The 11,609-nt window shown below is 72.0% G+C and carries 10 protein-coding genes; 4 read left to right on the top strand and 6 right to left on the bottom strand.

What is annotated here, in order from left to right:
* Positions 1–163: 163 nt before the first annotated feature.
* The 6 genes from RM812_RS24235 to RM812_RS24210 all read right to left on the bottom strand — a co-directional run bounded on the left by RM812_RS24235 (position 164) and on the right by RM812_RS24210 (position 7,971).
* Positions 164–1,027: a siderophore-interacting protein gene (locus RM812_RS24235; RefSeq protein ID WP_311575444.1), complete on the bottom strand. Its 864-nt coding sequence runs from the start codon at positions 1,025–1,027 to the stop codon at positions 164–166.
* Between the two features lie 33 nt (positions 1,028–1,060).
* On the bottom strand, positions 1,061–2,107 hold the full coding sequence (locus RM812_RS24230) for an ABC transporter substrate-binding protein (protein WP_311575441.1): 1,047 nt from the start codon (positions 2,105–2,107) through the stop codon (positions 1,061–1,063).
* A 125-nt stretch (positions 2,108–2,232) separates the two neighbouring features.
* On the bottom strand, positions 2,233–3,393 hold the full coding sequence (locus RM812_RS24225; protein ID WP_311575438.1) for an acyl-CoA dehydrogenase family protein: 1,161 nt from the start codon (positions 3,391–3,393) through the stop codon (positions 2,233–2,235).
* Positions 3,394–3,398: 5 nt separating this feature from the next.
* Positions 3,399–4,406 carry a hydroxymethylglutaryl-CoA lyase gene (locus tag RM812_RS24220; RefSeq protein WP_311575435.1) on the bottom strand — a complete coding sequence of 336 codons (1,008 nt, stop codon included), beginning with the start codon at positions 4,404–4,406 and terminating at the stop codon, positions 3,399–3,401.
* Positions 4,403–6,343: an acetyl/propionyl/methylcrotonyl-CoA carboxylase subunit alpha gene (locus RM812_RS24215; RefSeq protein ID WP_311575431.1), complete on the bottom strand. Its 1,941-nt coding sequence runs from the start codon at positions 6,341–6,343 to the stop codon at positions 4,403–4,405. Before RM812_RS24215 ends, RM812_RS24220 begins: the two co-directional genes overlap by 4 nt.
* Positions 6,344–6,354: 11 nt before the next feature.
* Positions 6,355–7,971, bottom strand: a complete 1,617-nt coding sequence (locus tag RM812_RS24210) for a carboxyl transferase domain-containing protein (protein WP_311575428.1) — start codon at positions 7,969–7,971, stop codon at positions 6,355–6,357.
* Between the two features lie 98 nt (positions 7,972–8,069).
* Here RM812_RS24210 and RM812_RS24205 point away from each other — a divergent pair, with 98 nt between their 5' ends.
* The 4 genes from RM812_RS24205 to RM812_RS24190 form a co-directional block, all read left to right on the top strand.
* Entirely contained in the window at positions 8,070–8,714 is a 645-nt protein-coding gene (locus RM812_RS24205; protein WP_311575426.1) for an SACE_7040 family transcriptional regulator, read from the top strand.
* 108 nt (positions 8,715–8,822) lie between these two features.
* Positions 8,823–9,980, top strand: a complete 1,158-nt coding sequence (locus RM812_RS24200) for an acyl-CoA dehydrogenase family protein (RefSeq protein ID WP_311575423.1) — start codon at positions 8,823–8,825, stop codon at positions 9,978–9,980.
* Positions 9,981–9,990: 10 nt separating this feature from the next.
* Positions 9,991–10,857: an acyl-CoA thioesterase gene (locus tag RM812_RS24195; protein ID WP_311575420.1), complete on the top strand. Its 867-nt coding sequence runs from the start codon at positions 9,991–9,993 to the stop codon at positions 10,855–10,857.
* 513 nt (positions 10,858–11,370) lie between these two features.
* A partial coding sequence (locus RM812_RS24190) for a hypothetical protein (protein WP_311575419.1) occupies positions 11,371–11,609 on the top strand: 239 nt, incomplete at its 3' end.

The raw sequence follows: 11,609 nt of genomic DNA, 5'->3' as shown, positions 1-11,609 counted from the left end.
GGTCCGAGAGGGGACGGGAGAGGGCGGGGCCCTGGCTTCGACTTAGGTAAGGCTAACCTAACCTAATTCACTCTGGTCAAACACATGCGGCTACGTGACTGCCGTCACTCGCGCCTCTTCTGCCCGGCGTGGACGGCGAGTTGAGGGCGCTCAGGGCGGTCTCTCAGCCCTGTTCGCGCAGTTGTTCCTCCGTCAGGCCCTGTCTCCAGTAGCCGACGAAGGTGACGCGGCGGCGGTCGACGCCGCGTTCGCCCACGAAGTGCCTGCGCAACTGCTTGACGCGGCCCGACTCGCCGGCGATCCAGACGTACGGGTGCTCGGCGGGCGGCAGTCGGGCCCCGCGGACGGTGGTGAGGGCGAGGTCCCCGGGCACGTCGGCGTCGTCGCGGACCAGCCAGACGACCTCGGTGTCCGCCGCGGTCTCCAGCTCCTGCACGTCCTCGGCGTGCGGCACCTCCAGCCAGACCCGGGCGCGGGTGCCGGCGGGCAGCGACTCGACGATGGCCGTGGCGGCCGGGACGGCGGTCTCGTCGCCCCAGATCACCACCAGGTCGGTGTCCTCGGGCGGGCGGAAGCGGATCGCCCGGTTGTCGGCGACCGCCGGGCCGAGCAGCACGACCCGGTCGCCGGGGGCGGCGTCGGCGGCCCAGCGGGAGGCGGGACCCGCCTCGACCGCGGCGTCCGGCCCGACGCCGTGCAGCACGAAGTCGATGTCGATCTCGGTGGTGGTTCCGTGGGCGTCCCGGCGCAGGGCGCGCAACGTGTACGAGCGCATCACCGCCCGCACGTCCTCCGGCAGTCCACGCCAGCCCTGCCACCACCCGTCGCCCAGCTCGACGGGGACGGCGGGCGCCGACTGGCCGGGGTGCGGCAGGAACAGCGACAGGGACTGGTCCCGCCCGTCGGAGTGGAAGGCCTCCAGGTCGGGCCCGGCGAAGGTGACCCGGGTCAGGGACGGCCCGAGCCGCCTCGTCCGTACGACCTGGAGGGAGAAGAAACGGAACGGGGCGGCCACGGCCGTCGTCATGAGGGGCTCCGGGAGGAGGGGGAGAGGGAGAGGTCAGCCGACCTTCTTGGCGTTCTCGATCGCCTCGGCCAGGTTGTCGAGCAGCGGCGTGCACTTGTCGTAGGACAGGATCGGCTCGGGGGAGCGGGAGATGACCTGGCCGGCCTTGACCGCGGGGAGCTGCTTCCAGGTGCCCTCGGTGATGTCCGCGGGCTGGATGGTGGAGGCGCGGTCGTCCATGATGATGATGTCGGCCGGGTACTTGTCGACGTTCTCCCAGCTCAGGCTCTCGAACCAGCCGCCGGTGGCCTTCTTGGCCTCCTCGGAGGGCTCGACGAAGTTCACGCCGAGGGCCTTGAAGTACTCCAGGTCGACGGAGAGGTTGGTGCCGGAGACGTAGAAGAGCTCGGCGCTCGCGGAGCCGGCCAGCACCCTGATCTCGGGCTTGGCCTTCGCGGCGGCGCGCAGCCGGGCCGCGGCCTTCTCGAAGTTCGCCTTGGCGTCGGTGACCTTCTTGGCCTTCATGTCCGCGCCGAGCGACTCGGCCAGCTCCCACATGCGCTGCAGCGGCTGGGTGAGCTGGCGGTCGAAGACGGAGACCGCGACGCTCGGGGCGAGCTTGGCGATCTTGTCCTTGGACTCCTCCGGGACGGACCAGAGGGTGCCCGCGGTGTCGAACGTCGTGGTGACGAGCACCTCGGGCGCGAGGCTCGCGTACTTCTCGACGTTGAGCTTGCCCCACTCGTTGCCGAGCACGGTGACCTTGTCGACGTCGATGTCGCCGGCCTGGACGTCCGGCTTGCCGTCCTTGGTCGTGGTGGGCCCGAACACGCCCTTGACCTGGATGCCGTAGTCCCACAGGGCGGCGGCGACCCCGGTGAAGGCGACGATGTTCGTCGGCACCTTGTCCAGCTTCACGGTGGTGCCGCGGTCGTCCTTGAAGGACCAGGGGCCGGACTTGGCGGCGGACGTCCCGTTGTCCGAGCCACCGCTCTTGCCGTCGTCGTCCCCGCAGGCCGCGAGCGCGGCACCGAGGCCGAGGGCGCCGCCCGCGGCGAGGATTCCGCGGCGGGTGAGGTGGGTGGCTCTGGCGTTGGACATGGTGTGGCTGCTTTCGGACGGTGCGGAGCATCCGCGGGACAAGTCGAAGGTAGGTTAGCCTAACCTCAGATCATCTTGTCCAGAGGGGGGCGGGACACGAGGGCCCCGCCCGGACCGTCCGTGCCTCAGCTCACCAGGCCCAACTCCCGCGCGATCAGCATCCGCTGGACCTCGCTGGTGCCCTCGCCGATCTCCAGGATCTTCGCGTCCCGCCACATGCGGGCCACGGGGTACTCGTTCATGAAGCCGTAGCCGCCGTGGATCTGGGTGGCGTCCCGGGCGTTGTCCACCGCGACCGTCGACGAGTACAGCTTCGCCAGCGCCGCCTCCTTCTTGAAGGGCTCGCCCGTCACCAGGCGGGACGCCGCGTCGCGCCAGGCGAGGCGGGAGGTGTGGGCCTTCATCTCCATGTCGGCGATCTTGAACTGGATCGCCTGGTTGGCGCCGATCGGCCGGCCGAAGGCGTGACGCTCCTTCGCGTACCTGACCGACTCGTCGACACAGCCCTGCGCGAGCCCGGTGCCCAGGGCGGCGATGGCGATGCGGCCCTCGTCGAGGATGCGCAGGAACTGGGCGTAACCGCGGCCCTCCTCGCCCAGCAGGTTCGCCGCCGGGACCCGGACGTCGGAGAAGGACAGCTCCCGGGTGTCCGACGCGTTCCAGCCGACCTTCGAGTACGGGGCGGCCACCGTGAAGCCCGGGGTGCCGGACGGGACGATGATCGCCGAGATCAGCGGGCGGCCGTCCGGCTTGCGACCGGTGACCGCCGTGACCGTCACCAGGCCCGTGATGTCGGTGCCCGAGTTGGTGATGAAGCACTTGGTGCCGTTGATCACCCACTCGTTCGTCGTCTCGTCCAGGCGGGCCGTCGTCCGCGTCGCGCCCGCGTCCGAGCCGCCGTCGGGCTCGGTCAGGCCGAAGGCGCCGAGTATCTCGCCGGAGCACAGCCGGGGCAGCCACGTGCGCTTCTGCTCCTCGGTGCCGAACAGGTGGACCGGCATCGCGCCCAGCGAGACCCCCGCCTCCAGCGTGATGGCCACCGACGAGTCGACCCGGGCCAGCTCCTCCAGGGCGATGCCCAGGGCCAGGTAGTCGCCGCCCATGCCGCCGTACTCCTCCGGGAACGGCAGGCCGAACAGGCCCATGCGGCCCATCTCCCGGACGATCTCGTACGGGAACTCGTGCCGTTCGTAGAAGTCGCCGATCTTGGGTGCCACGACGTCGTGGGCGAACGCCTCGACCGTGCGGCGGAGTTCTTCCAGTTCGGGGGAGAGCTTGTGGTCCATGGCGGTCAGTGCTCCTTGTGGGAGTCGGCGTGGGAGCCGGCCTGGGTGTCGGCCTGGGAGTCGGCGGCCGAGTCCTGGTGCGCGAGGGCTCGTACGGTGCGGGAGGGACTGGGGCGGCCCAGGTGGGCGGCCATCCAGACGCTGGTGGCGACGAGGCGGCCGAGGTCGACGCCCGTGTCGATGCCGAGGCCCCGCAGCATCCACACGAGGTCTTCGGTGGCCAGGTTGCCGGTGGCGGACTTCGCGTAGGGACAGCCGCCCAGACCGCCGGCGGAGGCGTCGACCGTCGTGACGCCGTGCCGGAGCGCGGTCAGCGTGTTGGACAGCGCCTGGCCGTAGGTGTCGTGGAAGTGGACGCCGAGCGTGTCCACGGGGACGCCGGTCCCGGTGAGCGCGGTGAGCAGGGCGCCGACGTGCCCCGGGGTCGCCACCCCGATCGTGTCGCCGAGGCTCAGCTCGTCGCAGCCCATGTCCAGCAGGGCCCGGCACACCTCGACCACCTGCGGGACCGGCACCGGGCCCTCCCACGGGTCGCCGAAGCACATCGAGAGATAGCCCCGGACGTGGACGCCGGCCTCCTTCGCCCGCGCCACCACCGGCTCGAACATGGCCAGGGCCTCGCCCACCGTGCGGTTGAGGTTGGCCTGGGCGAAGGACTCGGTGGCGCTGGCGAACACCGCGACGCGGCGGGCGCCGAGCGCCAGGGCCCGGTCGAGTCCGCGTTCGTTCGGTACCAGCACGGGGAGCTCGACCGGCAACTCGGCGACCGCCGGGAACAGCTCCTCCGCGTCCGCCAACTGGGGGACCCACCGGGGGTGCACGAAGCTCGTCGCCTCGATGGTGGTCAGGCCCGTGCCGGCCAGACGGCGGATGAACTCCGCCTTCACCACCGGCGGGACGATCGCCTTCTCGTTCTGGAGGCCGTCGCGGGCACCGACCTCGTGGATGCGCACGCGTGCGGGCAGGCCGTCGGCCGGCACGGCCATGGGCAGGCCCAGCTCCGGGGCGTTCATGCCGTCTCCTCCTCGCCCTCGTCGGTGGGGGTGATGACCGCGAGCACCTGGTCCATGGCGACCGTCGTACCCGGCGCCACGTCCAGTTCGGCGACGGTGCCGGCGTGCGGGGCGGAGATGACGTGCTCCATCTTCATCGCCTCGACGACCAGCAGGCTCTGCCCTGCCGTCACCTCGTCCCCGACGGCGACCTTCACCACCGTCACCGTGCCCGGCATCGGCGCGGTGAGCGAGTCGGCGCCCGCGTGGACGGCGCGGGTGAGGGACGCGGCGACCGGGTCGTGGTCGCGCACGTGCCAGGCGTCACCGTCGCGGCCCAGCCAGTCGGCGGCGCGGTGGAAGGTGTGCCGGACGCCGTCGAGGGTGACGGTGACCCGGTCGTCCGTGACGGTGTGGGTGCCGCGAGGGGTGTGTTCCACCGGGTCGGTGACGCGCAGGTGGAAGGTGACCGGCTTCGGTGCGCCGCCCATGCGCCAGCCGCTCGGCACCGAGAAGGGGTCCGTCCAGCCGTCGCCGCGCGGACGCAGCGCCTCCAGCCGCACGGCCGCCGCCGCCTCGTACACCGCCTCCGGCACGTCCGTGGCGATCAGGCCGTCGACCTCCCGCTCCACCAGCCCGGTGTCCAGCTCCCCCGCCACCACCGCCGGGTGGGCGAGCAGCCGGCGCAGGAACCCGGCGTTGGTCTGCACGCCGAGGGTGACCGTCCCGGCGAGGGCCGCCCGGAGCTTCCTCAGCGCCGTCTCCCGGTCGGGACCGTACGCGATCACCTTGGACAGCATCGGGTCGTAGAGGCTGCCGACCTCGGTGCCCTCGCTGAGCCCCGAGTCGGTGCGGACGCCGTCGCCCTCGGGCTCGTGCAGCCGCAGCACCGTGCCGCCGGACGGGAGGAAGCCGCGCGCCGGGTCCTCGGCGCACAGCCGGGCCTCGATGGCGTGCCCGGTCAGCCGTACGTCCTCCTGCGCGAGGCCGAGCGGCTCGCCCGCCGCCACCCGAAGCTGCCACTCCACCAGGTCCAGGCCCGTGACCAGCTCGGTCACCGGGTGCTCGACCTGGAGGCGGGTGTTCATCTCCATGAAGTAGTACGAGGACGGGTCGCCGCCCGGGACGATGAACTCCACCGTGCCCGCGCCCCGGTAGCCGCAGGAGCGGGCCGCCTGCACGGCCGCCTCGCCCATCGCGGCACGGGTCGCCTCGTCGAGGAGGACGCTCGGCGCCTCCTCGACGACCTTCTGGTGCCGGCGCTGGAGCGAGCACTCGCGCTCGCCCAGGTGCACGACGCCCCCGTGGCCGTCGGCCAGGACCTGGATCTCGATGTGCCGGGGCCGGTCGATCCACCGCTCCACCAGCAGCGTGTCGTCGCCGAAGGAGGCGCGGGCCTCGCGGCGGGCGGCGGCGATCTCGTCGGCGAGCACCGCGGCGTCCCGCACCAGCCGCATGCCCTTGCCGCCCCCGCCGGCCGACGGCTTGAGCAGCACCGGCATCCCGATCCCCCGCGCGGCGTCGACGAGCTGCGCGTCCGTCAGCCCGCTGCCGCTGGAGCCGGGCACCACCGGCACCCCGGCCGCCTTCACCGTCTCCTTGGCGCGGATCTTGTCGCCCATCAGGGCGATGGCGTCGGCGGGCGGCCCGATGAAGACCAGCCCCGCCTCCTCGCAGGCCCGCGCGAAACCGGCGTTCTCGGCGAGGAACCCGTACCCCGGGTGGACGGCCTGCGCTCCTGTCCTGGCCGCCGCCTCCAGCAGCCGCTCGGCGGACAGATAGCTCTCCGCCGCCGGCGCCGGGCCGATCCGGACCGCCTCGTCGGCCTCCCGGACGTGCCGGGCGTCCGCGTCGGCGTCGGAGAAGACCGCCACCGAGCGCACGCCCAGCGAGCGCAGCGTCCGGATGACGCGCACCGCGATCTCACCGCGGTTGGCCACCAGTACCGTGTCGAACATCAGTCCCCTCCTCACATCCGGAAGACGCCGAACTGGGGGTCGCCCAGCGGCGCGTTGGCACACGCGGTCAGGGCCAGCCCCAGCACCTGCCGGGTGTCGGCGGGCTCGATGACGCCGTCGTCCCACAGGCGGGCGGTCGCGTAGTAGGCGTTCCCCTGGTGCTCGTACTGGGCGCGGATCGGCGCCTTGAAGGTCTCCTCCTCCTCGGCCGGCCACTCCTCCCCACGGCCCTCCAGCTGGTCCCGCTTGACCGTGGCCAGCACGGACGCGGCCTGCTCGCCGCCCATGACGGAGATCTTGGCGCCCGGCCACATCCACAGGAAGCGGGGCGAGTAGGCCCGTCCGCACATCGAGTAGTTCCCCGCGCCGTACGACCCGCCGACGACGACCGTCAGCTTCGGCACGCGGGTGCACGCCACCGCGGTCACCATCTTGGCGCCGTGCTTGGCGATGCCGCCGGCCTCGTAGTCCCTGCCGACCATGAAGCCGGAGATGTTCTGGAGGAACACCAGCGGGATGCCGCGCTGGTCGCACAGCTCGATGAAGTGGGCGCCCTTCTGGGCCGACTCGGAGAACAGGATGCCGTTGTTGGCGACGATCCCGACCGGGTGGCCGTGGATCCGGGCGAAGCCGGTGACGAGGGTCTGCCCGAACTCGGACTTGAACTCGGCGAACCGGGAGCCGTCCACCACGCGCGCGATGACCTCGCGCACGTCGTAGGGGGTGCGGGAGTCGACCGGCACCGCCCCGTACAGCCCGTACGGGTCGACCTTGGGCTCGGCGGCGGGCTCGACCCGCCAGGGCAGGGAGCCGCGCGCGGGGAGCGTCGAGACGATGTTCCGCACGATGCGCAGGGCGTGCGCGTCGTCCTCCGCGAGGTGGTCGGTGACGCCGGACACGCGGGAGTGGACCTCGCCGCCGCCCAGTTCCTCCGCGGTCACCACCTCGCCGGTGGCCGCCTTCACCAGGGGCGGGCCGCCCAGGAAGATCGTCCCCTGGTCGCGGACGATCACCGCCTCGTCGCTCATCGCCGGGACGTACGCCCCGCCGGCCGTGCAGGAACCGAGGACGGCGGCGATCTGGGGGATGCCGGCGCCCGACATCCGGGCCTGGTTGTAGAAGATCCGCCCGAAGTGCTCGCGGTCGGGGAACACCTCGTCCTGCATCGGCAGGAACGCGCCGCCCGAGTCGACCAGGTACAGGCACGGCAGCCGGTTCTCCAGCGCCACCTCCTGCGCCCGCAGGTGCTTCTTCACGGTCATCGGGTAGTACGTGCCGCCCTTGACCGTGGCGTCGTTGGCGACGATCACGCACTCGCGGCCGCTGACCCGGCCGATCCCGGCGATGACGCCGGCGGCCGGGGCCTGCCCGTCGTACAGCCCGTCGGCCGCGAGCGGCGCCAGCTCCAGGAACGGCGAGCCCGCGTCCAGCAGCGTGTCCACGCGGTCGCGCGGCAGTAGTTTGCCCCGCGCGATGTGCCGGGCCCGTGCCCGCTCACCGCCGCCGAGCCGGGCCGCCGCGAGCTTGGCACGCAGCTCCTCCACGAGGACGCGGTGCGCCTCCTCGTTGGCCCGAAAGGCCTCCGACGCGGGGTCCGCCGCGCTCGTCAGCTCCGGTGCCTCCTGCATCCTGCGGTCCCCTCACCCAGTGATCGACCAGTTAATGAGCGTTAACGCATGTCCCTTCAGGTTAACGACCGCTAACCTCCCTGTCTAGAATTGGTGCCATGGCCACCAGAACCGACGCCCCCACCCGCCGCGAACAGATCCTCAAGGAGGCCGCCCGGCTCTTCGCCGAGCGCGGCTTCCACGGCGTCGGCGTCGACGAGATAGGGGCCGCGGTCGGCATCAGCGGCCCCGGTCTCTACCGGCACTTCGCCGGCAAGGACGCGATGCTCGCCGAGCTGCTGGTCGGGATCAGCGGTCAGCTGCTGACCGGCGCCAAGCGGCGGCTGGCGGAGGCCGGGAGGGTGGCCGGCTCCACCACGGGTCCCGGGGCCGGATCCGGGGCGGGTCCCGAGGCGGTCCTCGACTCGCTCATCGAGGGGCACATCGACTTCGCGCTCGACGACCGCCCGCTCATCACCCTGCACGACCGCGAGCTGGACCGCCTCCGGGACAGCGACCGCAAGCTGGTGCGCCAGTTGCAGCGGCAGTACGTGGAGCTGTGGGTCGGCGTGCTCCGCGAGGTCTATCCGGCGGTGGCCGAACCGAGCGCCCGCTCGGCGGTCCACTCGGTCTTCGGCCTCCTGAACTCCACGCCGCACCTGGGCCGGTCCGGTTCCCTGCCGGGGCGCGGGGCGACGGCGGCGCTGCTGCACCGGATGGCGCGGGGGGCGTTCGCGGCGGTGGCGGAGGACGGACGCGGGTGACCCCGGAGTGACGAGCGTTACCCGTGACGCACTCTGGACGCCTCTCCCTACCCGCCGGTACGGTGAAGTCTGAGCAAGCGCTTAGATACATACCCTGGAGGTGGCGCGGTGCGCCGTACGGTGTTCAACGAGGACCACGAGGCGTTCCGGGAGACCCTCCGCGCCTTCATCGAGGCCGAGGTCGTCCCCGTCTACGACGAGTGGTTCGCCGCGGGCCAGGCGCCGCGCGAGTTCTACTACAAGCTCGGCGAGCTGGGCATCTTCGGGATCAACGTGCCCGAGGAGTTCGGCGGCGCGGGCATGGACAGCCACAAGTTCGAGGCCGTCCTCTACGAGGAGACCGCCCGCGCGGGCGTCAGCTTCGGCGGCTCCGGCGTGCACGTGCTGCTCGCCCTGCCCTACATCAACATGCTGGCCACCGACGAGCAGAAGAAGCGCTACCTGCCGAAGTTCGTCACCGGCGAGGAGATGTGGGCCATCGCGATGACGGAGCCGGGCACCGGTTCCGACCTCGCGGGCATGAAGTCCACCGCCAAGCTCTCCGAGGACGGCACCCACTACGTCCTCAACGGCGCCAAGACCTTCATCACCGGCGGTGTGCACGCCGACCGCGTGATCGTCTGCGCCCGCACCGACGCCCCCACGGCCGAGGACCGCCGCCACGGCATCTCCCTGTTCGCCGTGGACACCAAGTCCGAGGGCTACTCGGTGGGCCGCAAGCTGGACAAGCTGGGCCTGCGCACCTCCGACACCGCCGAGCTGGCCTTCGTCGACGTCAAGGTGCCCGTCGAGGACCTGCTCGGCGAGGAGAACAAGGGCTTCTCCTACCTCGGCCACAACCTGGCCTCCGAGCGCTGGGGCATCGCCTTCGGCGCCTACGCCCAGGCCAAGGCCGCCGTCCGCTTCGCCAAGCAGTACGTGCAGGACCGCACGGTCTTCGGCAAGCCGGTCGCCCACTTCCAGAACACCAAGTTCGAGCTGGCCGCCTGCCAGGCCGAGGTGGACGCCGCCGAGGCCGTCGTCGACCGCGCGACCGAGGCCCTGGACGCCGGTGAGCTCACCCCCGCCGAGGCCGCCAGCGCCAAGCTGTTCTGCACCGAGGTCGCCCACCGCGTCATCGACCGCTGCCTCCAGCTGCACGGCGGCTACGGCTACATGAACGAGTACCCGATCGCCCGCCTGTACGCGGACAACCGCGTCAACCGCATCTACGGCGGCACCAGCGAGATCATGAAGTCGATCATCGCGAAGAGCATGGGCCTGTAAACCACAGGACATGAGCGAAGCACTCCAGTCCCTCCTCGATCTGCTCGACCTCGAGCGGATCGAGGAGGACATCTTCCGCGGCCGGTCCCGTTCCGCGGTCGTGCCCCGCGTCTTCGGCGGGCAGGTGGCGGCCCAGGCCCTGGTCGCCGCCGGCCGCACCGTCCCCGCGGACCGGCACGCGCACTCCCTGCACGCGTACTTCCTGCGCCCCGGCGACCCCGACGCCCCCATCGTCTACAACGTCGACCGCCTGCGCGACGGCCGCTCCTTCACCACCCGCCGCGTGGTCGCCGTCCAGCACGGCAAGCCGATCTTCGGCCTGTCGGCGTCCTTCCAGACGTACGAGGAGGGCCTGGACCACCAGGCCCCGATGCCGGCCGCACCGGACCCCGCGACGCTGCCCACCGGCGAGGAGCGGCTGCGGAGCTACCCGCACCTGCCCGCCGAGACCGTGGAGCGGTTCCTGGAGGCCCGGGCCGCGGTCGACCTGCGGTACGTGGACGACCCGCCGTTCGGGGACTTCGGCACCCCGCGCGAGCCGCACTCCCAGGTGTGGTTCCGCACCCACGGCAAGCTGTCCGACGACCCCCTCCTGCACGTCGTCCTCGCCACCTACGTCTCCGACATGACCCTCCTCGACTCGGTCCTGCTCGCGCACGGCCGCGGCGGCTGGGCCGTCGGGGACGTCGTCGGGGCCTCGCTGGACCATGCCATGTGGTTCCACCGGCCCTTCCGCGCCGACGAGTGGCTGCTGTACGACCAGCAGTCGCCGTCCGCGTCCGGCGGCCGGGGCCTGGGCCAGGCCCGCATCTACACCCAGGACGGGCGGCTCGCCCTCTCGGTCATCCAGGAAGGCGTGGTGCGCGTCCCCCGGTGACGTCGGTGCGCCTCTGTGATTGCCGGGTCTCCCGAGGTGCCGGGTCGCACGGACGGGACTAGGCTCTATGAGTGAAAGGCCGCAGGCACGGCGTACCAGGCCGACCGGGCTCCGTACCTCAGGACCAGGGCCGCAGAGCCCGCCCGTGAACCTTCTCCGGGCGGTCCGAGGACATCGGCGGTCGAGCCGTGCCCCTGTGAAACACGCGGTGACGCCCAAGACCGAGCCGCACACTTCTCGTGCGGCAGCGGCCATCCACTCCCGCCATCCCCTCGGGGAGACGCGGGAGACGATGGAACGAAGGGGAAATTCTCATGCGAGCACAGCGCACGAAGCGTCTTTTCGCGGTGTCGGCCGCCGGGCTGACGATGGCCGGTGGCATCGCGATAGGCACTGCGGGTACCGCTTCGGCGAACGACTCGTCGCACGACAACCGCGGCAGCTACAGCCGTTACTGCGACGACCACCGCGGCGGGTGGGACTGCGACAACGGTCGCGGTCACGACAACGGCCGTGGTCACGACAACGGCCGAGGCGGTCACGACAACGGCCGCGGTCACGACAACGGCGGCCACGGCGGCCACGACAACGGCCGCGGCGGCGGTCACGGTGGCGGCGGCCACGGCGGCGGCGGTCACGGTGGTGGCGGTCACGGTGGTGGCGGTCACGGTGGTGGCGGCGGTCACGGTGGCGGCGGAGGCCGGTGATCCTGCTGTGAGACAGAGCGGTGTGCGGCTCCGGACCGACGGAGC

The sequence above is a fragment of the Streptomyces lancefieldiae genome, assembly GCF_031845825.1.
Taxonomy (GTDB): domain Bacteria; phylum Actinomycetota; class Actinomycetes; order Streptomycetales; family Streptomycetaceae; genus Streptomyces; species Streptomyces lancefieldiae.
The sequence above is the reverse complement of the archived record's forward strand: the minus strand, read 5'-3'. Positions and strand labels throughout refer to the sequence as shown.